This is a genomic window from Arcticibacter sp. (assembly GCF_053551015.1).
The window spans coordinates 13641-35821 of sequence record NZ_JBMQOB010000008.1 but is presented as its reverse complement, the minus strand read 5'-3'; the positions used below and the strand labels follow the sequence as shown (position 1 = coordinate 35821).

At 47.4% G+C, this 22181-nt stretch carries 20 protein-coding genes; 13 read left to right on the top strand and 7 right to left on the bottom strand.

Annotated features, from left to right (window positions below; all coding sequences use genetic code 11):
• The first annotated feature begins 72 nt into the window (after window positions 1-72).
• A complete protein-coding gene (locus tag ACO1NU_RS04515) occupies window positions 73-1167 on the top strand; it encodes a DUF922 domain-containing protein (RefSeq protein WP_448817272.1) in 1095 nt (364 codons plus the stop codon).
• Here the strand turns inward: ACO1NU_RS04515 and ACO1NU_RS04510 are convergent, their stop codons facing one another.
• The gene (locus tag ACO1NU_RS04510; RefSeq protein ID WP_448817271.1) at window positions 1168-1896 is read right to left on the bottom strand and encodes a glycerophosphodiester phosphodiesterase; all 729 of its coding nucleotides are present in this window, start codon (window positions 1894-1896) and stop codon (window positions 1168-1170) included.
• A 247-nt stretch (window positions 1897-2143) separates the two neighbouring features.
• Here ACO1NU_RS04510 and mgrA point away from each other — a divergent pair, with 247 nt between their 5' ends.
• The 10 genes from mgrA to ACO1NU_RS04460 all read left to right on the top strand — a co-directional run bounded on the left by mgrA (window position 2144) and on the right by ACO1NU_RS04460 (window position 13038).
• Complete coding sequence (gene mgrA / locus ACO1NU_RS04505; protein WP_448817270.1) at window positions 2144-3175, top strand: L-glyceraldehyde 3-phosphate reductase; 1032 nt, start codon at window positions 2144-2146, stop codon at window positions 3173-3175.
• 480 nt (window positions 3176-3655) lie between these two features.
• Window positions 3656-5020 (top strand): DUF6600 domain-containing protein, encoded by a 1365-nt coding sequence (locus tag ACO1NU_RS04500; protein WP_448817269.1) that lies wholly within the window; start codon window positions 3656-3658, stop codon window positions 5018-5020.
• A gap of 198 nt (window positions 5021-5218) precedes the next feature.
• Complete coding sequence (locus ACO1NU_RS04495) at window positions 5219-5572, top strand: hypothetical protein (RefSeq protein ID WP_448817268.1); 354 nt, start codon at window positions 5219-5221, stop codon at window positions 5570-5572.
• Between the two features lie 155 nt (window positions 5573-5727).
• Window positions 5728-6267 carry a ferritin gene (locus tag ACO1NU_RS04490; RefSeq protein WP_448817267.1) on the top strand — a complete coding sequence of 180 codons (540 nt, stop codon included), beginning with the start codon at window positions 5728-5730 and terminating at the stop codon, window positions 6265-6267.
• A 117-nt stretch (window positions 6268-6384) separates the two neighbouring features.
• Complete coding sequence (locus ACO1NU_RS04485) at window positions 6385-7092, top strand: DUF3291 domain-containing protein (protein WP_448817266.1); 708 nt, start codon at window positions 6385-6387, stop codon at window positions 7090-7092.
• A gap of 21 nt (window positions 7093-7113) precedes the next feature.
• Window positions 7114-7362 carry a hypothetical protein gene (locus ACO1NU_RS04480; RefSeq protein WP_448817265.1) on the top strand — a complete coding sequence of 83 codons (249 nt, stop codon included), beginning with the start codon at window positions 7114-7116 and terminating at the stop codon, window positions 7360-7362.
• Window positions 7363-7670: 308 nt separating this feature from the next.
• The gene (gene lepA / locus ACO1NU_RS04475) at window positions 7671-9458 is read left to right on the top strand and encodes a translation elongation factor 4 (protein ID WP_448817264.1); all 1788 of its coding nucleotides are present in this window, start codon (window positions 7671-7673) and stop codon (window positions 9456-9458) included.
• 29 nt (window positions 9459-9487) lie between these two features.
• Window positions 9488-10369, top strand: a complete 882-nt coding sequence (locus ACO1NU_RS04470) for a bifunctional 5,10-methylenetetrahydrofolate dehydrogenase/5,10-methenyltetrahydrofolate cyclohydrolase (protein ID WP_448817263.1) — start codon at window positions 9488-9490, stop codon at window positions 10367-10369.
• 82 nt (window positions 10370-10451) lie between these two features.
• Window positions 10452-11075, top strand: coding sequence for a 7-carboxy-7-deazaguanine synthase QueE (locus ACO1NU_RS04465; protein ID WP_448817262.1), 624 nt, complete (start codon window positions 10452-10454; stop codon window positions 11073-11075).
• Window positions 11076-11190: 115 nt separating this feature from the next.
• Window positions 11191-13038 (top strand): OmpA family protein, encoded by a 1848-nt coding sequence (locus tag ACO1NU_RS04460; protein ID WP_448817261.1) that lies wholly within the window; start codon window positions 11191-11193, stop codon window positions 13036-13038.
• A 38-nt stretch (window positions 13039-13076) separates the two neighbouring features.
• On the opposite strand, the gene ACO1NU_RS04455 is transcribed toward ACO1NU_RS04460, so the two are convergent.
• Complete coding sequence (locus ACO1NU_RS04455) at window positions 13077-13721, bottom strand: sterol desaturase family protein (RefSeq protein ID WP_448817260.1); 645 nt, start codon at window positions 13719-13721, stop codon at window positions 13077-13079.
• A 129-nt stretch (window positions 13722-13850) separates the two neighbouring features.
• The gene (gene alaS, locus ACO1NU_RS04450; RefSeq protein ID WP_448817259.1) at window positions 13851-16484 is read right to left on the bottom strand and encodes an alanine--tRNA ligase; all 2634 of its coding nucleotides are present in this window, start codon (window positions 16482-16484) and stop codon (window positions 13851-13853) included.
• 111 nt (window positions 16485-16595) lie between these two features.
• Between alaS and ACO1NU_RS04445 the strand changes: the two genes are divergently transcribed.
• Together ACO1NU_RS04445 and ACO1NU_RS04440 are read left to right on the top strand one after the other, a co-directional pair.
• Entirely contained in the window at window positions 16596-16931 is a 336-nt protein-coding gene (locus ACO1NU_RS04445) for a MerR family transcriptional regulator (RefSeq protein WP_448817258.1), read from the top strand.
• 33 nt (window positions 16932-16964) lie between these two features.
• Window positions 16965-17852 carry a diacylglycerol/lipid kinase family protein gene (locus tag ACO1NU_RS04440; protein ID WP_448817257.1) on the top strand — a complete coding sequence of 296 codons (888 nt, stop codon included), beginning with the start codon at window positions 16965-16967 and terminating at the stop codon, window positions 17850-17852.
• A 1-nt stretch (window position 17853) separates the two neighbouring features.
• Here the strand turns inward: ACO1NU_RS04440 and ACO1NU_RS04435 are convergent, their stop codons facing one another.
• The 4 genes from ACO1NU_RS04435 to ACO1NU_RS04420 are packed head-to-tail and all read right to left on the bottom strand — an operon-like array spanning window position 17854 to window position 22172.
• A complete protein-coding gene (locus ACO1NU_RS04435) occupies window positions 17854-18873 on the bottom strand; it encodes a Gfo/Idh/MocA family oxidoreductase (protein ID WP_448817256.1) in 1020 nt (339 codons plus the stop codon).
• A 15-nt stretch (window positions 18874-18888) separates the two neighbouring features.
• Window positions 18889-20532 carry a hypothetical protein gene (locus ACO1NU_RS04430; RefSeq protein ID WP_448817255.1) on the bottom strand — a complete coding sequence of 548 codons (1644 nt, stop codon included), beginning with the start codon at window positions 20530-20532 and terminating at the stop codon, window positions 18889-18891.
• Window positions 20533-20574: 42 nt separating this feature from the next.
• The gene (locus ACO1NU_RS04425) at window positions 20575-21420 is read right to left on the bottom strand and encodes a transglutaminase-like domain-containing protein (protein WP_448817254.1); all 846 of its coding nucleotides are present in this window, start codon (window positions 21418-21420) and stop codon (window positions 20575-20577) included.
• Window positions 21417-22172 (bottom strand): peptidase, encoded by a 756-nt coding sequence (locus ACO1NU_RS04420; RefSeq protein WP_448817253.1) that lies wholly within the window; start codon window positions 22170-22172, stop codon window positions 21417-21419. The genes ACO1NU_RS04425 and ACO1NU_RS04420 overlap by 4 nt, the downstream gene beginning before the upstream one ends.
• Window positions 22173-22181 lie beyond the last annotated feature (9 nt).

Sequence of the window (22181 nt, the reverse complement as noted above, 5' to 3'; positions counted from 1 at the left end):
AACACAATTTTCAGAATTCAGTCACATATACTATCTCGCCCCTCCCCCGCGTTATAGACACTGGATTTGAGAATGAGACTGCGATATTTTTTCTATACACCCTTCCTGTTTACTTTACTTACCTCAATAGCCATACTACTGCTTTCCGTTTCCTGTGCCTCGGGACAGATCATTCTGGAAAACGTAAGCGTGGGATTGAAGCCTTCCGAATTTTACATCTCCCGTGTGTACGATGACCGGACAAACAAAGAACCTGTGGCGAAATTATTAGTCAGTAATCAGGCAAATAAGTTGCTTACTACCAAACTTGATCTGCAAGGCGGCCCTGCTCTGGCATTCAGCGCGTATCTCAACAGGAATTTACCGAAGAACGAACGGCTCAGAGCCGTAACCCTGGGGATAAAGAACCTCACTGTAAATGAAACGGTACTCGCTAATGGCAATATAGATGGTCAGGTAAAACTTGTCGCCTCTTTCGGCTTACCTAAGCCTCACGGTATTGAATCACTTGTGACTACCCAGTACGCCATACACTATGTACGCTCGCCGAAGAACAAGCCCCAGCTAGAGGGCTACCTGAGAAGCATCTTGAAATCGAGTCTGGTCTATTTTAATAACTGGATCAACACACAGGCGCCAACTGATCTGCGACTCGCACGGAATGTCAGGTTTACATTCTCAGATTTTAGCGAAAAAACGGAGGGTGACACCATTTACTACTCGCCCAAACGGAAGCTCAGATGGGACGACTTCCAATCGCGCAACATGTCGTCTGGCAAATACCAGGCATTGGTGATGCCGGGGCTCGGCTATGACCAGGACGCTAAGATCGTGAACGGCACAGTCCAGGTCCATATCTCGGTAAAGGCCTATCTCCCCAAGAGTGCAGCCTGGTCACGACCCACAGGCCGGGACTCCTACACACTCAACCATGAACAGCGCCACTTCGATATCGTCAAGATCATTGCAGAACAGTTTAAAGAAAAGGTCCGCAATGCAGGTCTGAAACCCGACACCTATGATGCTTTCCTGAACATGCAATATCTCGACTCGTTTAGAGACATGCATGCCATGCAGAAAGCGTATGACAATGAAACGTCCCATGGGTTGAACAGAAGCGCTCAAGCCGCATGGGACGATAAGATTGATAAAATGCTGGGGCTCTAATTATTTCGCCTTCTTGCCCAGCAGCTCAAACAGCAGCTCCGGCTCGTTGGTTGTTATATAATCGGCTTTATTGTCGAGCATCCATTGCAGGTCTTCTTTCGGATTCACCGTCCATCCGTTAATGGTCAGCCCTAATGAATGCGCTTTTTCAAACCAGGAAGGATCTTGTTTGTAAACGGAGTAGTGATAGTCTGCACCAGCAAACTTGTCGGCCTTCAGCTTCTCTGCTGTAACGATTCCTTTTCCGGAAGCCAGGAAAGCCACGGTTGCCTTAGGATCAAGTTCAAGTACCCGCTTCAGCGAGCCGTAATGGAAACTGATGTACTCGATCCATGGTCCTGCTTTCATATCCTTCACCATTTTGACAGCTGCATCAGTGAGGTTCATCATCGCTTCTTCACCCTTTGCAGGCTTAAGTTCCAGGATCAGCTTCGTTTTTTTTTGCTTCATTCCTTCTTTCAGGAATGCCTCAAGTGTGGGGATCGATTCTCCATTCGGATGCTTTTTCACAAGAAGCTCCTGATAGGTAGAACTGGAAATATCCATTCCATAGAAATCAGCATCATGATTCACCACAATAATCCCGTCTTTGGTCATGTGGACATCAAACTCTGATCCGTAGCATTTAAGCCTTATGGCTTCCTTGAGCGACGCAATGGAGTTTTCCGGGAGGTTGTTCTTCTTAAAAGCTCCACGATGGGCAATTACAGGATTTTTGTTCCATTTCATAGTTTGGGCCTGACTGGATAGACAAACGGCCATGGCAAAAAGAAGGGCAAAGTAAGACTTCATAAAATTTAGTATTCAAAGTGTGTGTGTGTGTGTGTATGTGTGATCTTTTACGAGATCAAGCTATTGTGCAATGATAGCGCAAAAAGATGTAGTAAATATAAACGATCTGTTAAGATAAAACTAAGGCATCAAGATTGAAACCTTTTTTCCAGTTTTGCATTGCACCATATAAAACAAGACATATATGAAATGGAACCCCTCCGATAACCGCTACGAAAAGATGGTTTATAACCGGTGCGGAAACAGCGGCCTGAAACTGCCCGCTCTCTCCCTCGGCTTATGGCATAACTTCGGCGAAGACTTTAATCACTCTAACAAGAGAGCGATATGCCAGACGGCTTTTGACAAAGGCATCACGCATTTTGACCTGGCGAACAATTACGGCCCCCCTCCGGGAAGTGCCGAAACCGCGTTTGGTAAGATCCTAAAGGAAGATTTTGCGGGCTACCGCGATGAGCTAATCATTTCCACCAAGGCTGGCTATAACATGTGGCCCGGTCCCTACGGTGAATGGGGAAGCCGGAAATACCTCATCTCGAGCTGCGACCAGAGCCTGAAGCGAATGGGTCTCGACTATGTAGACATCTTCTACTCGCACCGCTTTGACCCTGAAACTCCCTTGGAGGAGACCATGATGGCCCTGGATCATATTGTGCGATCTGGACGCGCGCTGTATGTTGGTCTTTCATCTTACAACTCCAAACGTACCAGGGAGGCGGTCAGTATCTTAAAAGACCTGGGTACGCCCTGCCTGATCCATCAGCCCAGCTACTCGATGCTCAACAGGTGGATTGAGGAAGACGGACTCGTCGACACCCTGGAAGACCTGGGTATCGGCTCGATCGTATTCTCTCCGCTTGCTCAGGGGATGCTCACGAACAAATACTTAAAAGATATCCCGGAAGAAAGTCGCGCGAGTCAGCACAAGTCGCTAAACCCTGATTTCCTGAGTGAGAAGAATCTTAGCAACATTCGTGCGCTAAATGATATAGCAGAAAGCAGGGGACAAACGCTGGCACAGATGGCAATCTCATGGGTGCTTAGAAATGACCGGATCACCTCTGCTTTGATCGGTGCGAGTCGCCCTGAGCAGGTCGAAGATTGTGTTAAAGCGCTGGAAAATCCAAGCTTTACCGACGCCGAACTAGCGGAAATCGACAAATACGCTGTTGACTCCTCCATTAATCTATGGGCCAAGTCTGCGGAGCTTTCGTAGAGCTCCCTACTATATCTGAATAGCTAGAGCGTATTTTCTTCATTAAGATCATTTCTGAAGGATATACGCTCCAGTTATTCAAATCCACCGACAATGGTACCTTACCTTTGTTTTCTTCAGCGGCATACCGTTTAAATCACTATCTTTCCTCCTACTTCTGATCAAATCGCTACCTTTTTAGTATAGACCACCTCTATGGCATTTTAGGAGTCTATTCAGTGTAACCAAGGAGAGATTGATTTAGATATCAGCGTATGTTAAGTCCCTTTTGAGTCCGACATTTAGCACGGGAAGTCGGACTCAACAGGGACTCAACACGCATTCTTGATGGTTGCATAGACCGCAAGCTTACTTCATTTTCTCTGTCACTTCTTGCCCTGTCCCATCGTCTTATGTAACAGACGTAACAATTAATAAAAGAGAGCTTTAGGAATAAACCTTTTACAGTCTTTCTACTCTAATTTTCAAACACACACTTTTATGAAAGATCTTACACGCATTTTGATGCTGCTGATACTGGGGACAGTATTCACCAGTTTGAAGAGTACAGGGGCTACCCTGTCACAGCCGGGACTGAGCGTATCTTTCCAGACTTTCTATGATGAACTTGCACCTTATGGACAATGGATCAATTATCAGGATCAGGGACGCGTTTGGGTGCCTGATGTAGAAGAGGGATTTCAGCCGTACGGCACAAGCGGACATTGGGTGGTAACCGAATACGGAAACACCTGGGTCTCTGATTATGACTGGGGCTGGGCTCCGTTCCACTATGGCCGGTGGTTATTTGATGATTACTATGGCTGGATCTGGGTACCAGGCTCTGAATGGGGACCTGCCTGGGTGAATTGGCGCTCCGGCGGTGGCTATTATGGATGGGCCCCTTTAGGTCCTGGTCTTGATATCAATATCAACATCAATATTCCGCTTTCCCGCTGGATCTTTGTACCACAGCGCTATATAACCCACCGTTCGGTTTATAGCTATTGCCTGCCACGGACCCGCTATTCGAACGTTTACGGACATACTACAGTTATCAACAACATTTATGTACGTGATAACAGGCGGTATTTTGCAGGTCCGCGACGCGGGGAAATGGAACGAGTGACCAGGGGCAGAATACCGGTGCATCAGGTGCGTACAGCCGACAGGCCCGGTAGAACGGTGGCTGACCGGGGTTCCGTTCGCGTTTACCGTCCGGAAGTCGTTGGCAGGAACAACGGTTCAAGCAGAGGTTCATTTGAGCGTCCTTCGCGCGGAACCAACGAACAATACAGTATTGAGCAAAGAAATCGCCGATCCGGGGGATATGATAATAACGCGGGCGGACGTCCGTCGTCAGGCGATCGGAACGGCAATCGTAATCCATCATCAGGAGAGCGTGAATGGAATCGAAATTCTCCGGGGAACGATCGAAATACCGATCGGATCCCTTCTGCAGGAGATCGGAACGTAAACCGCGATTCATGGAATCGCAGAAATCCTGAAGATGGACGCTCCGGTAGTGAGGGTCAGGGCACGAGGACGAACAGACCGTCCCGCACGCCCCAGGGTGAACCAAGCCCCTCGGCAACATTCCCTGGTGCGGGCACCCGGGAACGAAATACAGAAATCCGCCGGGAGCGCCCTTCAGGGATGACCAGACCAGAAGGCCGCTCAGAACGACCTATGCAGCGTGAACAACCACAAACCAGGGAAAGATCTGAAGGTCCTCAACGATCAACACCGCGAGTGCAAAGCGCGCCAGGTGCAGGCTCTCAGTCGCCTGATCGTAATTCAAGCGGGAGGGGTTCCTCTTCGGGCGAACGACCTTCCAGAGAATCAGGCAGGCTAACCCGGGGTTAGCCCGGGTGGATGCTGGGAGCCGGAAAGTCTCCGGCCACCAGCTCCTCATGAAACCGGTCGTCTTTGTTTGTGGCCATGCAGACAGAGGCGGCCGGTTTTTTTGTTACACCACCCCTTATTTAGAATAATTAAAAAAAGCAGCTCTTTTATTTGGATCGATTATAAACAAATGTTAAGTTTGCATAACACATCTAGTACATGCAAACGAAGACAAGCACTCACCTCATAGAAGTTTTTCAGACAGAAGTCGGGGCTGTATATCAGTGTGAAGCCAGCAATAATTTTATACTGGAGTTTGGCAGTCGCTTCACATACTTCAAACCCACAAATTTCATTGATTTCAGCAAGCGAATTTTCGCTGTTGATCTGGAGGAAATGGCTTGTAATACTTCAAGACATGCCGATCTGGCGATCATTATGCCGCCTTACTGTGAGACCTGCTTTCTTTTAACAATTTCAGAGATCATCCAGCTGCAACGCATCTTGGGTGGGGCAAAGACCATTCTTCACCTGAACAGCATTCTCCGTACCAGCCAGCTGCAATTCGCCTAGCCAACTGGCCAAAGATCGCTGAAACTGTAATTGTCGGCCGGATCATCTTACTTGTCTTCCAATCCTATGATTTAGATTGAATCCGTATAAAAAATAAACTGGAGCTTTCAAAACTTTTTGGTGTTTATTTGTATATATAATAAACTCGAAACACTATGAAAGATCTTCTTAGATTAAGAACTTCCCTTACAGAGGAAATAGAAACTCTGCTGAACGAACAGATCAAAGTAGAGGCCTATTCATCTTCCCTATATTTAGCCATGTCTTCCTGGTGTAACCGTAACGGTTATGACAATGCTGCCGGATATCTGGAGCGTCAGTCAGGTGAAGAGCGTGAGCATATGCTTAAATTGTTCAGATACGTAAACGATCTTGGCGGAAGAGCAATTTCTCCGGAAGTGACCAATATCCCTCAGGAATTTGATTCATTTAAAGGCGTTTTCGAACTGGCACTGCAGCAGGAAATCCAGGTAACGATGAATTTCAACCGCATATCAGACAGATGCCAGAAGGCAAGCGACTATGTGACCTTCCAGTTCCTGCAGTGGTTCCTGAAAGAACAGATTGAGGAGGAATATGTAGCCCGCCGTATTCTGGAACTTTTCGACATCATTGGCGAAGAAGGTACAGGACGCTGGCAGATCGACAAGCACATTCCTAAAGTGAGCTATGGCGAGGAAGGCGGAGAGGATTAAACTCTCGTCCATCTACCCAGGCTATATCTGGTAAAAGTATAAAAAGGGTCCTCGACCCTTTTTTTGTGCTTATATATTTCGGAGAAAAGCACTCCATCATTCTTGAGCTATGCTGATATGATTGTTTCACTTACCATTATCCGTTATCCGAAAAAGCGGATACCTCTTGCTTTCTTGTCGATGGCCTTGCACCACCTGCCGCTGATGTTAACCAAAGGATGCTCGTTTTACAAGCTGATGGGCTCTGGCAGGAATGGCACCTTTGATCTGAAACCAGATCTTCAACAATGGGCCCTTCTGGCGGTTTGGGACACACAGCAAGACTTCGATGCATTCAACAATTCTTCGTTTGTAAATAGCTGGTGGAAGCGCTTCGCCAACGAACGCTGGACGGTATTGCTGAAGCCCATCAGCAGTCACGGAAAATGGGATGGCAAAGAACCATTCGGATCGGCATACGGGAAATCTGATTTCGCGGGTCCGGTTGCAGTACTGACCAGGGCAACCATCCGCCTGAATAAGCTCAAAGGATTTTGGTCTAATGTGAGCACGGTGGCCAAGTTGATGTCGGCAGCGCCCGGTTATATCACTTCTTTCGGAATAGGCGAAGCGCCCGTGTACAGGCAAGCCACCTTCTCTGTTTGGAAGTCGGTGGAGGATGTGAAGACCTTTGCTTACCGCTCGGCAGAGCATGCAGAGGTGATCAGAAAGACACGGGAACAAGATTGGTACAGTGAAGAGCTTTTTGCCCGGTTTCAGATTATCGGGACAGAAGGGAGTCTTAACGGGGAAGATCCATTGGCGATAAAGACTGAAATTTTATAATACCTTTACCGAAAAAAAGATATGCGAGTAGTTGCCGAATTGCCGAGACCGGACTGTAAAATCACGATATTTTCCATGAACGGAAAGTACATTATTAAGTTTGAAAAAGGTAGTTTTGAACAAACCTATAAGCTGGCGGAGATGGATCTGCTCGATGGTCTGGACGGAGTTTTCCAGCTTTTGGACGAGGAATTTATCGCTACAGTAGTGGCCCGTTTCGATCAGATGCTAGGTGACTTTACAGGCGCTTGGAAGAGGCATGAAGTGTAAAATAAACCTAAACAATTAATTAACAGAATAGAATTAACTAACTAGTTTAAAATATTTTAAAAAAGCCATCAGAACATAATTTTGTACTTTTAGAGGGATTTTAACCGAATGAAAGCGGTAACTGGCGGCTATCTGAATGGTTTATTCAATAAGACTTCACACTCAGCTGTATTTAAGGACTTTAGTACACAGACAGAATATTATTTGGCGGCTTATTTCCGGCACGGCCCTCACTCCCGGACTGTTTGAGCGGCATTGTCTAACAAGCGATGGAAATGTTGGCGTAATAAATTATCTTTGCGCTACGAATGAAGAATATCCGTAACTTTTGCATCATTGCACATATCGATCATGGGAAGAGTACCCTTGCAGATCGGTTATTAGAATACACGCATACCATCAGTCAGCGCGACGCCCAGGCACAGTTGCTAGACAATATGGATCTCGAGCGCGAGCGCGGGATTACCATCAAGAGTCATGCGATCCAGATGAACTACAGCCTGAATGGCGAAAATTATATCTTTAATCTGATTGATACTCCCGGACACGTTGACTTTTCATACGAGGTGTCACGGTCTATTGCAGCTTGTGAGGGAGCCTTGCTGATCGTAGATGCATCACAGGGGATTCAGGCGCAAACAATATCCAACCTCTACCTGGCTTTGGAACATGATCTGGAAATTATTCCGATCCTGAATAAGATGGACCTTCCAGGCGCTATGCCAGAGGAGGTGAAAGATCAGATCATTGAACTGATCGGGTGCAAGAGAGAAGACATCATCCCGGCATCAGGAAAGACCGGCCAGGGAGTTCATGATATACTTGAAGCGATTGTTAGCCGAGTGCCCTCCCCTGTCGGCAACGAAACAGGTGAGCTGCAAGCACTGATTTTCGACTCAGTCTTCAATCCTTTCCGCGGAATTATCGCCTACTTCAAGGTTGTTCATGGAGAGATTAAAAAGAACGACAAGGTGAAGTTCATTGCCACCGGCAAGGAATATATCGCGGATGAAGTAGGTATTTTGAAACTGAACCCGGAACCCCGCGGTGTTGTAAAGACCGGGGATGTGGGTTATATCATATCGGGTATCAAAGAAGCCCGGGAAGTAAAGGTAGGTGATACCATTACACACGTCGACAAGCCTTCCAAGGATGCGATCCAGGGCTTCGAAGAGGTTAAGCCGATGGTATTTGCTGGTATCTACCCTGTAGATACAGATGAGTTTGAAGAACTTCGGGAAAGCATGCATAAGCTTCAGCTGAATGATGCTTCGATCGTTTTTGAACCGGAGTCGTCTGCAGCTCTTGGATTCGGATTCCGATGCGGATTCCTCGGCATGCTCCACATGGAGATCATCCAGGAACGTTTGGAACGCGAATTCGACATGACGGTAATCACGACCGTACCGAACGTTTCTTACGTAGCACATACGACTAAAGGAGACGAGATTCAGGTTCATAATCCATCCGATCTTCCAGATCCAAGTAAACTCGACTCGGTTGAGGAGCCTTTCATCAAAGCAAACATTATCACCAAGTCGGAATTTGTTGGTCCGATCATGTCTCTTTGTATTCAGAAGAGAGGGATCATCATCAACCAGTCCTATCTGACCTCTGATCGTGTGGAGCTGGTATTCGAGCTGCCGATGGGAGAGATTGTATTTGACTTCTACGATCGTCTGAAAACGATTTCAAAAGGTTATGCTTCTTTCGACTACCACCAGATCGGTTACAGAAAGTCGGATTTGGTACGACTGGATATTCGACTGAACGGCGAGCCTGTGGATGCGCTGTCGTCTCTTATTCACCGTTCGAACTCTTATGAGTTTGGAAAGCGTATTTGCGAGAAACTGCGTGAGCTGATCCCGAGACAGCAGTTTGAAATTATCATCCAGGCATCGATCGGTGCAAAGGTAATTGCCAGAGAAACCGTTCGCGCTTTGCGGAAAGACGTAACAGCAAAGTGTTATGGTGGTGACATCTCCCGTAAGCGTAAGCTTCTTGAGAAACAGAAGAAGGGTAAGAAGAGAATGCGCCAGGTAGGTAACGTGGAGATCCCACAGTCGGCATTTATGGCTGTTTTAAAACTTGACTAACACACATAAGCACAAACTACACGAACAAGATGCAGTTACTAGACGGAAAATTCGTATCTGAAAAACTTAAGCAAGAGATAGCTGCGGAGGCTGCAGGGGTTCTTGCGACCACCGGCCGCAAGCCTCATCTGGTTGCCATACTAGTAGGAAACGACGGCGGAAGCGAGACCTACGTAGCGAGTAAAATGAAGAATTGCGAGAAGGTTGGCTTTAAGTCTTCCCTTCATCGCTACGATAATTCAGTTACCGAAGCAGAGCTATTGGCGAAGATCGAAGAGATCAATCAGGACGATACAGTAGATGGACTGATTGTTCAGCTTCCCCTGCCTAAGCATATTGATCCGGAGAAGGTTACAGAAACCATCGACTACAGAAAAGACGTGGATGGATTTCATCCGGTGAACCTGGGCCGCATGATGCGTAACTTACCCTGCTTCATTCCGGCTACTCCTTACGGCATCCTGATGATGTTGGAGGAATACAAAATTGAAACCTCCGGAAAGCATTGTGTGGTAGTAGGGCGCAGCAATATTGTTGGCAGTCCGATGAGCATCCTAATGGCGAGAAACGCTTACCCAGGCAACTGTACAGTGACGCTGACACACAGCCGGACCAAAGACCTGAAGGATGTGGTTGCATCTGCAGATATCATTGTAGCGGCTATCGGCAAAAAGAACTTTGTTACCGCGGATATGGTGAAACCAGGTGCGGTGATCATCGACGTGGGCATCAACAGAGAGGTCTCAGAGACGACGAAATCGGGATACAAGCTGTATGGTGATGTCGACTTTGAAAATGTTGCAGAGCAAGCTTCCTGGATTACTCCGGTTCCGGGAGGCGTAGGATTAATGACGATTGTAGGTCTGCTAAAAAACACGCTTGCATCGGCAAAGAAAGAAATATACGGCTAGCAGTGACAGGGCAATGTGAAAATGACATTGCTCTGCACATATCCCCTGTTTTATTGGGTATATTCGCAGCCTTAGAAAAATAATGAGTCAACAAGTACCAGAAGACGGAACCCTGCTCCCATTGATGGAGGAGTTCTACACCATCCAGGGCGAGGGTTATCATAGTGGAAAAGCCGCATATTTTATCAGACTTGGTGGATGTGATGTAGGTTGTCATTGGTGCGATGTGAAAGAAAGCTGGGATGCAGCATTGCATCCGCTTACACACGCGGATCAGATCGTCGCCAACGCAGAAATGTATCCCGGAAAGGCTGTCGTCATCACAGGCGGGGAACCCCTGATTTACAATTTGGATTATCTGACTTCCGAGCTTCAGAAGCGTGGGATCAAGACCTTTATCGAGACATCGGGTGCATACCCGCTTTCAGGACAGTGGGACTGGATCTGCCTTTCTCCTAAGAAGTTTAAGGCTCCTGTACCGTCCATCGGTCAGCATGCGGGAGAACTGAAGGTCATAGTGTTCAACAAAAGCGATTTTGCCTGGGCAGAATCTCACGCGCAGCTGGTATCTCCTGAATGCAAACTCTATCTGCAACCAGAATGGTCGAAGTCGCAGGAGATGATACCTCTGATCATCGACTATGTAAAAGAGAACCCGAAATGGGAAATTTCGCTCCAAACACATAAGTTCCTGAATATTCCGTAAAGCAAAGCGAGAAAACAGCGGTTCTACACGAGCGTGATTTCTTCCTATCTTAGGAGGAATGAAATGCCCTGTTAAGATCCTACTTCTCTGCACTTTATGCTTGCTCTTCCAAATCGTGCAAGCACAAAACCTTCCCGGGCCTGCTGAACGCGCGTCCAGAAAGGCCTATGAAAATGCAACCAAGTACCTCCAGCAGAAGGACTATCTACAGGCTATTACGGAACTCCGCCAGACCGTTCAACACAACCCAAGCTTTATTAAGGCCCATCAGCAGCTGGCAGACTGCCTCAGGATGACGGGAGCCTATGAAGAGGCCGGAAAGTCATACCGGGCTGTTTTAAACCTGAATCCATCCTATAGCCCGCTGACTATATATGGCTTGGCGATCAGCGACTTTTATTGCGGATTATATGAGTCGGCACTCCCTGCCTTCAAAAAATATGCAGAGAGTACATCCTTGTCGGCTGGCAGCAGAGCCCTCGTCGAAAAGCATATTCAGGACTGTATCTTCAGCATTCAAGCCGTTCAGCATCCGGTAGCCTTCGTCCCCTCAAACCTGGGGAAGGGAATCAACACCAGCGACCAGGAGTATTTCCCGGTGGTGACGGCGGATAACAGGCGACTGATATTTACGAGGCGCACCGAAAAGAATGAAGATCTGTATGAGAGTGAGCGGGAGTCCGCTTCCTGGGCAGCATCAGCCGAACTCAGCAAGAGCATCAATACACCAGGGTACAATGAAGGAGCCCAGAGCATCTCTCCTGACGGCATGTACCTCTTTTACTCGGGCTGCAACAAGCCGGATGGTCATGGAAGCTGCGATATTTATATCAGCAGGAGAACAGGCAATACCTGGTCGGCGCCTTATAACCCCGGCGCACCACTCAATACAGGTACATGGGAGTCTCAGCCGGCTATCAGTGCGAACGGGAAGAGATTGTACTTTGTAAGCGACCGCAAGGGCGGATACGGGGCAAACGACATCTGGTATGCAGACCTGCAACCAGATGGTAAGTGGTCAGAACCCCTGAACGCAGGACCCAACATCAATACGGCGTATGATGAGCATTCACCGTTCATTTATCCGGATAATAAAACACTTTACTTTTCTTCTAACGGCTGGCCGGGACTGGGCAAGCAGGACCTCTTTATGAGCAGGCTTCAGGATGATGGAAACTGGCAGAAGCCGCAGAACCTCGGATATCCGGTTAATACCTCTGAAGAACAGAGCGGCTTAATGGTCAGCACAGACGGACTTACCGCCTATTATGCATCAGACCGGCCCGACGGATACGGGGGGATGGATATTTATTCATTCAAGCTTTCTGCGGAGCACCGTCCCGGATCGGTTACTGTTATTCAGAGCGTTGTGCAGGATGCCGAAACAGGTAAGAAACTGGATGGGAAGATCAGTCTCGAAGCCTTCGGCTCAGGGCAGCTGCTCTATGAGCAGGATCCTGACGCGGGACCAGATTTGCTGGCGGTTGTACCCGGAAGAGGTCGATTCACGATGCGGGTATTGAAGGAGGGATATATGCCCTATTCTGAGAATATCAACGGCGCGGAAACAACCGCCGCAGCCCTCTTAAAAAAGCCAGTCTCTCTTAGGAAGGTTCAGGCAAAGGAACAAGGCGTGCTGAACAACATCTTCTTTGATACAGACCAATACACGCTGCTTCCGGAATCAAAAACTGAGCTTCAGTTTCTCATTCATTTTCTGGAGAAGAACCCCGGTGTCAGGATAGAGATAGGTGGTCACACCGACAATGCGGGAACCGACGAGTGGAACCTGGCCTTATCGGATAAGCGAGCAAGAGAAGTATATAAATACCTGATCTCGAGCGGCGTGTCGCGTGTCAGATTAAGCTATAAAGGATATGGAAGAAGCAAACCTATCGCAGGGAATGACTCCGAACAAGGCAAACAAGCTAACCGTCGGACATCGTTTACCATTCAGCCCTGACAGGCACAGCCAGGTTCCGAAGAGCCATGCCGGAACTTCTAGCTGGTTTTCTTTTCCTTCTCTTTAGGCAGGGAACCGAAGACAACATCCCAGAAAACGGAACTAACTCCAAAGCCTCTTTCGGGGTATTTGTAATGGTGCAAATGATGGTTCCTCCACAAGGCTTTTAGTGGCTTGGGCGGGGCGAATGCGTGAATGGCATAGTGCATGGACACGTAGGCCAGATAGCCGATCATGAAGCCCGGAAAGAACATATAGGCGTAATCGCCAGTTCCGGTAAAAAGCAGGGAAAACAAATAGATCAGGCTGAACACGACGGCTGCAAGGATGATGCTTGGAACCGGTGGCATGAAAAGGCGCATACGGTCACGTGGGTATTCATGGTGATTCCCGTGAAAGATATAGACAATGCGGGTTGCCCAATCACTGCTGGGCTCATAATGAAACAAGTAGCGGTGTGCAAAGTACTCGAACAGGGTCCAGAACGCCAGAGCTCCAAAGAACATCATGGCGATAAAGGAATACGCATAACCAAGCGTATCATGGCTGTAATAGATCAGGTACATGCATAGCGGTATATAGATGCTGTAAATTACCCAGGGGCGGGTCTTCGTCAGACTTTCCAAAAAGTCATTCTTAAAAAGACGTGCCTGACCGGTATTCTTGATCTTATCAAAATGCATAATTGAACTTTTATTTTTCTCCCATAAACAAAAAAGAGCCTTTTTTGTTTGGGCTCTTCTTTGCTGTTTTATAGTCTCAGAAGGGTTGTATTCTGAGCGTCTGGGACTTAATTATTTTTTGACCTGGAATCAGGCAAGAGAAGCCAACTCCCGCGCTTTCGTCAGCGCAAGATCGAGTCCTGAGCTATCCTTTCCACCTGCAGTAGCATAGAAAGGCTGACCACCGCCACCACCCTGGATATTCTTAGCCAACTGGCGCACGATATTACCGGCGTTCAGCGATCTTTTATCTACCAGTTCTTCAGAGATCATGACTGTTAGTCCCGGTTTACCATCTGATTCGGAAGCCAGTACCAGGAACAAATCGGATACCATCTCTTTCAGAGAGAAAGCCAGGTTTTTCACTGCATCTGCATTAGCGAAGTCGATACGTGCGGCAATAAAATTCATACCGTTGATCTGCTCTGCTTTAGCGGCCAGCTCACTTTTCAGATTTGCAGCTTTTTCAAAAACACTTTTCTCAATCTCTTTCTTCAGGCGGGTATTCTCCTCCAGCAGCGATTCAAGGGATTTAGTGAGATCCTTAGGGTTCTTCAGGAGCCCTTTCAACTGGTTGAGCAAGCTCGCCTGCTGATTGAAGAATGTCTCGGCAGCTTGTCCGGTTATGGCCTCAATCCTTCTTACTCCTGCCGCCACGGCACTTTCAGATACGATCTTGAAATAGCCTATTTGTCCGGTTGCCTGCACATGGATACCTCCGCAAAGCTCTTTAGAGTAGTTGTCGTCAAACGTAATGATGCGGACGAACTCCCCATATTTCTCACCGAATAACGCTGTTACGCCCCGGCTTACGGCGTCCTGAAATGGTACATCACGTTCTTCCTTCAATAATATATTCTCGCGGACCTTCTGATTAACAATCGCTTCCACCCTTGCCAGTTCCTCATCGGTCACCTTTGCAAAATGAGAGAAATCGAAGCGCAGGTAATCTGCGTTCACGAGGGACCCCTTCTGTTGTACATGCGTTCCTAAAACCTCTCTTAGTGCAGCCTGAAGCAGGTGTGTTGCCGAGTGATTACTCTGAATCAATACACGTCTTCCTGCATCTACCGTAGCGACCAGAGGTGCTTCCAGTTCGAATCCTTCAGGGATTTCGTCAGTAAAGTGAATATTAAGAGCATTTTCTTTCTTGGTATCAGTGATCCTGATCTGCATACCATCATCAGCCGTCAGGAAGCCGGTATCGCCAACCTGCCCACCGCTCTCCGCATAGAAAGGAGTGCGATCAAGTACAATCTGGAACTGCACCTTGCCCTTAGCTGTTACTTTTCTGTATTTCAGGATCCGGGCAGGTGATTCTGCCAGGTCATAGCCCACAAACTCATTGGTATCGCCGGAATTGATGATGATCCAATCGGTCGTATCTACTGCGGTAGCCGCTCTTGAACGCGCTTTTTGAGCTTCGAGAGCCTGGCTGAAGCCTTCCATATCAACCGTCATTCCATTCTCTCTCGCCATGAGCTCTGTCAGGTCTATCGGGAATCCAAAAGTATCGTATAATTCGAAAGCGAAGTTCCCGTCGACTACCTGATTGTCTGAAGTATATTTTTCAAAGCGCTGAATGCCCGTAGCGAGCGTTCTAAGGAAAGACACCTCCTCTTCAAGAATGACCTTCTGCACAAAGTCCTGCTGCGCCTTAAGCTCAGGAAATACGCCGTCGAACTGATCGGCCAGAACAGGTACCAGTTTATTGAAGAATGGTTCTTTCATATCAAGGAAGCTATACGCGTAGCGTACGGCCCTTCTCAGGATTCGGCGGATAACATATCCGGCTTTTACGTTCGATGGCAGCTGGCCATCTGCGATAGCGAAGGCTATAGCACGAATATGATCGGCCATGACGCGCATTGCGACATCGGTTTTCGCCATACTCTCTCCCTGAGTGTATGGAATCCCACTTTCACTGGCGATGAACGAGATCAAGGGCTGAAATACATCCGTATCGTAGTTAGAAGATTTACCCTGCAGGATACGCACGAGCCTTTCAAGTCCCATTCCCGTATCCACATGCTGTGCAGGCAAAGATTGTAAAGACCCGTCTTTCAGACGGTTAAACTGCATAAATACGTTATTCCAGATCTCAATAACCTGGGGATGATCGGCATTGACCAGGGTCTTGCCATCTACCAGCGCACGCTCTTCTTCAGAACGGCAGTCTACGTGTATCTCTGAACAGGGACCGCAGGGACCTGTATCGCCCATCTCCCAGAAATTATCCTTTTTGTTCCCCAGAAGAATTCTGTCTTCAGAGATCCATTGTTTCCAGAAGTCATAAGCTTCCTGATCTTTAGGAAGACCTTCTTTTTCATCACCCTGGAAAACAGTTACATATAATTTATCTTCCTCAATGCCATATACCTTTGTCAGAAGCTCCCAGCTCCAGGCAATCGCATCTTCCTTAAAGTAATCACCAAAGCTCCAGTTGCCCAACATCTCGAACATGGTATGGTGGTAGGTGTCGATACCCACCTCTTCCAGATCGTTATGCTTACCGGACACGCGCAGACAGCGTTGGGTGTCAGCCACCCTTGCATATTTCACAGGTGCCTCGCCCAGAAAAATATCTTTAAACTGGTTCATTCCTGCATTAGTAAACATCAGTGTAGGGTCGTTCTTTACCACAATTGGCGCAGAAGGCACTACCTGATGGCCCTTACCTGCAAAAAAATCTAAAAATCCTTTTCTGATTTCCTTCGTTGTCATCCTTTAAATATTTGGTTGCAAAGTTAATATCAGATTTGGATTTTGGAATATTAGAGACCATAAATCGCTAAACTGATATCGTTTGTTGGGGAAATCGTCTACATTTGTATTATGCCATATAAAGAAAGAGACATCAACAAACTCTATTACACAATGGGAGAAGTGACTGAAATGTTTCAGGTTAACGCCTCTCAGATACGATTTTATGAGCGTGAATTTGAAATTCTGCAGCCGAAGAAAAACAAAAAAGGCAACAGGCTGTTCTCACCGGAAGACGTTGAAAATCTGAAAATTATCTTCCATCTGGTAAAGGACAAAGGGTATACATTATCCGGCGCTAAGGAGCACCTGAAGAACAACCGGACGGAAATAAAGGAGAACCAGAAGGTGATTGATTCGCTGGAGAAGCTGAAGAAGTTTCTGCTTGAAGTAAAAGATCAGCTGTAGTTTTCAACGCTCTCTGAGTTTATCTTCAATAACGTGAGAGTACTATTCATAATTAACACGAGGTCTGGCAACCAGACGGACGGAAACCTTAAATCGCTGATTCAGAATTCTTCTGAAGAATTACATTATGAGTATTCGATCTTTGAGCTCAAGAAGGACATCAAAGAAAAGCAGATATTAAAAGCCATTGAGGAATATCAGCCGGAGACGCTCGCTGTTGCGGGCGGCGACGGGACCATCAATCTGCTGGCCAAGCTGATCCATAACACCCCCCTTCCTATGCTAATCATTCCCACCGGGTCTGCTAACGGCATGGCCAATGAGCTGGGTATCGGCAACCGGGTGGATACAGCCATAAGTTTGCTGAAAGACGGAGTTAAACAGCATATCGACGTGCTTAAGATCAACGGAAAGATCTGTATACATCTGGCGGACGTGGGTTTGAATGCCCGTATCGTAAAGCGTTTTGAAGAGGATCCGGGAAGAGGGCTGGCAACCTATGCTAAATACCTTTTTCGTGAAGTATTTCTGATCAGGCAGTATCGCTTCTATATTGACATCGATGGCAATCAGTTTAAGCGGAAGGCTGTTTCATTGACCTTTGCCAATGCCTCTAAATATGGTACCGGTGCCGTCATCAATCCGATTGGAAAGATAGATGACGGGCAGTTTGAGCTCGTGATTGTGCGCCCTTTTCCACGCATTAAACTGCTTTCGATTGCCTGGAAAATGTTTACGAACAGCCTGCAGACATCTGAGTACGTGGAAGTTCACCGATGCAGCAAGCTGCACATCCGTTCGTCGAAAAAGACGACCTTACAGGTAGACGGAGAAGTTTGCGGCAATGTAAACGAGATACATGCGGAGATCATCCCCTCCTGTCTGACCCTGATCGTTCCTCCCGCCCGGGCTGAGGAATAACCTAGCCTTTAGCTTCAAGAATTTCCATCTGTACGAGCACCTGCTCCTCAGTAATAGGGTAAGGTGCATCATGGCGGATAGCATCATGAACTGCTGCAAAGAGGCGGTTGTAATTCCCCTTTAGAGCCGTTATGTGCTCGGTAATCTTCTCTCCTCCTTGGTTGATGAGGGTAAGTGTTCCCTCCTTTCCATCCTCCTCAATTCCATACTTTTCGCTGTCGGGAGTTACCCCTGCCTGGAGCTGATCTTCCTGCACATCCGTACGCGCTTTGATATATGAACCTTTGGTGCCGTGCGCTACAAAGGACGGAAGCGGCGCCGCGGTGAGCAGACTGGCAGTTACAAAGACGTTGAGACCGCTTTCATATCGCAGATGTATATGCATAAAATCATCAACCTGCGATGCTGGTCTGAATATCCCTGTTGTTTTGGTGAAGCACTGCGGCTTGCCCCAGACGCTGATAACCTGATCAATCAGGTGGGGACCAAGATCATAGGTCAGGCCGCTGGCGGGCAAAGGAAGCTCTTTAAAGGCTTTTTTGCTGATCTCACTACGATAGCGATCAAAACGCAGATGAACTTCTATAAGATCGCCTAATTTACCGCTGTCGACAATCGACTTCAGGGACATGAAATCAGAATCCCATCGCCTGTTCTGGTAGACGAGTACCTTCAGGTTACGTTCTTTGCCGAGGTTGAAAAGTTCCCTCGCTTCCCGCGAAGTAGCCGCAAAGGGTTTCTCCACGAGGACGTGTTTACCTGCAAGAAGTGCCTTTTTAGCGAATTCGTAATGCGTATTATTAGGCGTATTCACGATAACAAGCTCAATCTCCGGATCTTGAAGCAGCTCGTCGACACTGTCATAGCTGATCACACCCGGATAGTGGTCCTTGATGTTTTTAGCAGATCGCTCCGTTACCGCCCTAAGTTTAAAGTCCTTATTTGCATGAATAAATGGGGCGTGGAATACCCTGCCGGACATTCCGTATGACAATATTCCTGTTATGATCGGTTGTTTCATGATATTGATAATGGTTTACATGCCAACAGATTCCTTTACACCGGCCAGAATAGTTTTCCAGATCAGTGTAAAGAAGGACTTTTCAGGCGGTCTTGCGTAATGTGCATCAAGAGCCCTGGCCTTTTCGCCCTCCTTCGGATTGCGTTCATGAAGTTTAAAATTGTTCGCTATAAAGGTAATTAAACCGCGCTTTTTCAGGGTGCCATCCTTACCTTTTTTTAGCACATCTACTTTGAGATCCTGATAAGTAAGGAGGATCTTTCCGTTGGCTTTGTTGTAGTCTCCGTTGATATCCACGCGCAGCCTGTTGACCTTTGCCTCTCTGACTTTTACTGCTGCTAGGGGCATAGTAGCCTTATTGAGGGTGAGTCCTGACATAGGTCCCAGATCAGCATAAACAGAAAACACCCCTTCTTTCTGACGTTTCAGGTTGAACCGGAAGCCAGCCTTAAGCCGCCCTTCGTTCATAAAGCGAGTGTCTGCATCGATCCTGAGCATGCCGTTCTTTGCTACCCACGAAGGAATGTTTGTCACGTTGGATATCGTAGCGCTCGTATTGTTGAAGGTGATCTTTCCGCGCTGCATAGTCTCCGGGCTCCGTTCCATAAAAGTCACATCCATGTTTTTCACCTTTATTTCGCGGATGCCAATGGCCATATCCGACTGGAAGAGCTGTTGATGCGGGTACCTCACCTTCTTGGATTTGCCCAGCGGTATGGTACGATCGCTATATACCTCCAGGTTACCGCCCTTAATCGTAGCGCGTCCCGCATAAACACCATCCTGACCAAACAGCGTCCACCACCTGACGTCTTCGAGGACGACATCACGTACATCAATATCATAGCGGTCCTGCCGCGCTTTCATGACTTTCGCATAGTTCTCCTTGGAAATACGAGGCTGCAGACTGGCTGACTTAATCCGTAATTCATTCCGTGCTGCCAGAACGGTGATACTGTCGAGCTTGAGTGTATAAAGACTGTCAGCCGTCTTGTGCCTGAAGTTTTTCAGCTGGATAGTGGCGTCTTTCGCATACAGAAAACGGGTAGTGTCAGCTTCTGTTTCACCATTGATGAGAATATCCTTCAAGCTGACATTCAAGTTACTGAGTACCGTTTGAACTTTAGATCCTTCGCTGTGATAAACGAAGTCTACGTCCTTCAGATTCAGTACGTTCAAACCAAAGCTTCCCAGTTCCTTCTCCACCATAGAAGAAACACTTTGTCCTTTTTTCGGCCGTTCGTAATCCAGCCGATGATGGTAGACATGCACAGCAGGCTTTTCAAGAAGGAGGATATTGAGACGGATGTCACGTTTGCTGATCAGATCAGCAGGTGAAAGTCCGTCAAGGGCAAGCGACTGAAGCCGGATGGTGAACACGTCTGCAGGTGCCTGCTTATTTGCTCTCATCTGATTGTAAACTACTGAATCATAACCGATCTGCACCTGTGAAAGAATAATGCGGGAGTTGACTACGTCAGCGTTCACTTTCGCCACCCGGAGGTAATAGAGTCCACCGGATGCATCATGAACAATCTTCTGAAGTTTAGCTTTTATCTGGGGTTCGAAGTCGTCGAGTTTTCTGAACTTGAAGTAGAACAGTGCACCGACAATTAAAACGATAATTGCAGCGCCTGCAATAAGGATCTTTTTTCTCATCAACAGATGAACAACGAAAGCGCCTTAAAGTTTAGGCGCAACCTAGAGGTAAGAGAGCGCCTGAGAACTGGAGTCGGTGTAGAAATGAGGTTCAAATCCGGTCCCGGCAAACTCACAGTTAACCGATATACTATCGAAGCGGACATCGCCAAAGATACTGGCGATAGCAGTGTCGGCTGCATCTCTCCCCGTAGCTATTTTTACGAGCCCATTGAGGGGCGCAAGCTTGGTGGGATCGAATATCACCCAGCGACCTCCCAGATAGGCTTCGAAGCATGCATGAAAGTCGGGCGGACTCAGCTTATAGGAGTATCCTGTGAAATAGCGGGCAGGTATGGTAAGAGCCCGGCAGAGGGCAATGCCCAGATGGGCGAAATCGCGACATACTCCCGCCTGCTCTGTAACCGTGTCGTAAGCTGAGGTTTGTGAGTTGGTTGAGCCACTCAGATATTCAACATTGTTATGGATCCATTCAGTCAGAGCCAGCACCTTTTCAAATGCGTTGTCGATATACCCGAACATGTTGTTAGCCAGTCGATAGAGCTTATCCGACTGACAGTATCTGCTTGGGTTGAGGTACGAAAGCACCAGGGCATCCATATCCCTCACCTGCACTTCATAAAGGTCAGCACAGTTGATCACATCGAAGGAGTTTTCCACCGTCGCCTGATAGCGCAGCTTCACCGGCGAAGGCTCGGTAACGTTTACCCGAACAAAGCGGTTATCTGCGCCTACAGAAATCAGTTCTTCGAAGTAGAACCAGGGGTCTACAAAGAACGACTCCCCTAGTATCTGCTGGTGCGGAGATTTTAACGCATGGATATTGAGGATCAGCGTTCCCGGTGAGTTGAAGTAATAGCCTAATTCGGATGATACCTTGAACTTCATAGATCGACCTTCCCGCAGTCGTCGTTTAAGATTCTTAATTTCTCAAAAGCAGGTTCCATCCAGTTTTCAGGCATGTTTAAGAGGGCTGTTTTCAACTCATTTGCCCACTGGGCAGAAATATGCTCGAGGTCTGCTTTCTCATAACGATACTCGCTCATGGCAAAGCTGTCTTTATTGTAGAGGATGACGTCAATTGGAAAATCAACGTCATTGGTGCTCATACGTGTGGAGTCGAACGATAGAAAACCTGTCTTAAGGGCCAGTTTCATCGAGGAATCTTCCTTTAAGGTCCGGTTTAAGATGGGTTTGCCGGGGCCAGAGTTTCCGATAATGACAAAGGGTGAGCCCTGATCAAGCTCCACCCAGTTACCCTCAGGATAAAGAAGGAAGAGCTTATGCTCTTCATCATCTTTCAGCTGTCCTCCGATAATGGTGTTCAGGTTAAACTTAAATCCTGAACGCTCAAGAGGTACGCGATCCTCCTGAGCCACCCGCCTCACCTGTTCGCCAAAAGCGTTCACGGCCTTGTAGAGCTTATTATATTCGGCCCCGCCATCAATAAGCTCTCTGAAGTAAATGATCGCTTTGTCTCTGACTGAACGCAGGCCACTGGTCATAATAAACAGAGAATGCTGCTTTTTCTGATCAACGAAAACCTTTTTCTTGACTGTAGTATCCGTGCCGGAAGTGATGCGCGTATCGGCAATCGCGACAAGACCTTCTTTTACCTTAATTGCCAAACAATATGTCATACTTCTGAA

Coding starts and splice junctions, on each gene's coding strand:
- ACO1NU_RS04515 (WP_448817272.1), top strand. CDS start 73: ATGAGACTGCGATATTTTTTCTATACACCCTTCCTGTTTACTTTACTT.
- ACO1NU_RS04510 (WP_448817271.1), bottom strand. CDS start 1,896: ATGAAATGGAACAAAAATCCTGTAATTGCCCATCGTGGAGCTTTTAAG.
- mgrA (WP_448817270.1), top strand. CDS start 2,144: ATGAAATGGAACCCCTCCGATAACCGCTACGAAAAGATGGTTTATAAC.
- ACO1NU_RS04500 (WP_448817269.1), top strand. CDS start 3,656: ATGAAAGATCTTACACGCATTTTGATGCTGCTGATACTGGGGACAGTA.
- ACO1NU_RS04495 (WP_448817268.1), top strand. CDS start 5,219: ATGCAAACGAAGACAAGCACTCACCTCATAGAAGTTTTTCAGACAGAA.
- ACO1NU_RS04490 (WP_448817267.1), top strand. CDS start 5,728: ATGAAAGATCTTCTTAGATTAAGAACTTCCCTTACAGAGGAAATAGAA.
- ACO1NU_RS04485 (WP_448817266.1), top strand. CDS start 6,385: ATGATTGTTTCACTTACCATTATCCGTTATCCGAAAAAGCGGATACCT.
- ACO1NU_RS04480 (WP_448817265.1), top strand. CDS start 7,114: ATGCGAGTAGTTGCCGAATTGCCGAGACCGGACTGTAAAATCACGATA.
- lepA (WP_448817264.1), top strand. CDS start 7,671: ATGAAGAATATCCGTAACTTTTGCATCATTGCACATATCGATCATGGG.
- ACO1NU_RS04470 (WP_448817263.1), top strand. CDS start 9,488: ATGCAGTTACTAGACGGAAAATTCGTATCTGAAAAACTTAAGCAAGAG.
- ACO1NU_RS04465 (WP_448817262.1), top strand. CDS start 10,452: ATGAGTCAACAAGTACCAGAAGACGGAACCCTGCTCCCATTGATGGAG.
- ACO1NU_RS04455 (WP_448817260.1), bottom strand. CDS start 13,721: ATGCATTTTGATAAGATCAAGAATACCGGTCAGGCACGTCTTTTTAAG.
- alaS (WP_448817259.1), bottom strand. CDS start 16,484: ATGACAACGAAGGAAATCAGAAAAGGATTTTTAGATTTTTTTGCAGGT.
- ACO1NU_RS04445 (WP_448817258.1), top strand. CDS start 16,596: ATGCCATATAAAGAAAGAGACATCAACAAACTCTATTACACAATGGGA.
- ACO1NU_RS04435 (WP_448817256.1), bottom strand. CDS start 18,873: ATGAAACAACCGATCATAACAGGAATATTGTCATACGGAATGTCCGGC.
- ACO1NU_RS04430 (WP_448817255.1), bottom strand. CDS start 20,532: ATGAGAAAAAAGATCCTTATTGCAGGCGCTGCAATTATCGTTTTAATT.
- ACO1NU_RS04425 (WP_448817254.1), bottom strand. CDS start 21,420: ATGAAGTTCAAGGTATCATCCGAATTAGGCTATTACTTCAACTCACCG.
- ACO1NU_RS04420 (WP_448817253.1), bottom strand. CDS start 22,172: ATGACATATTGTTTGGCAATTAAGGTAAAAGAAGGTCTTGTCGCGATT.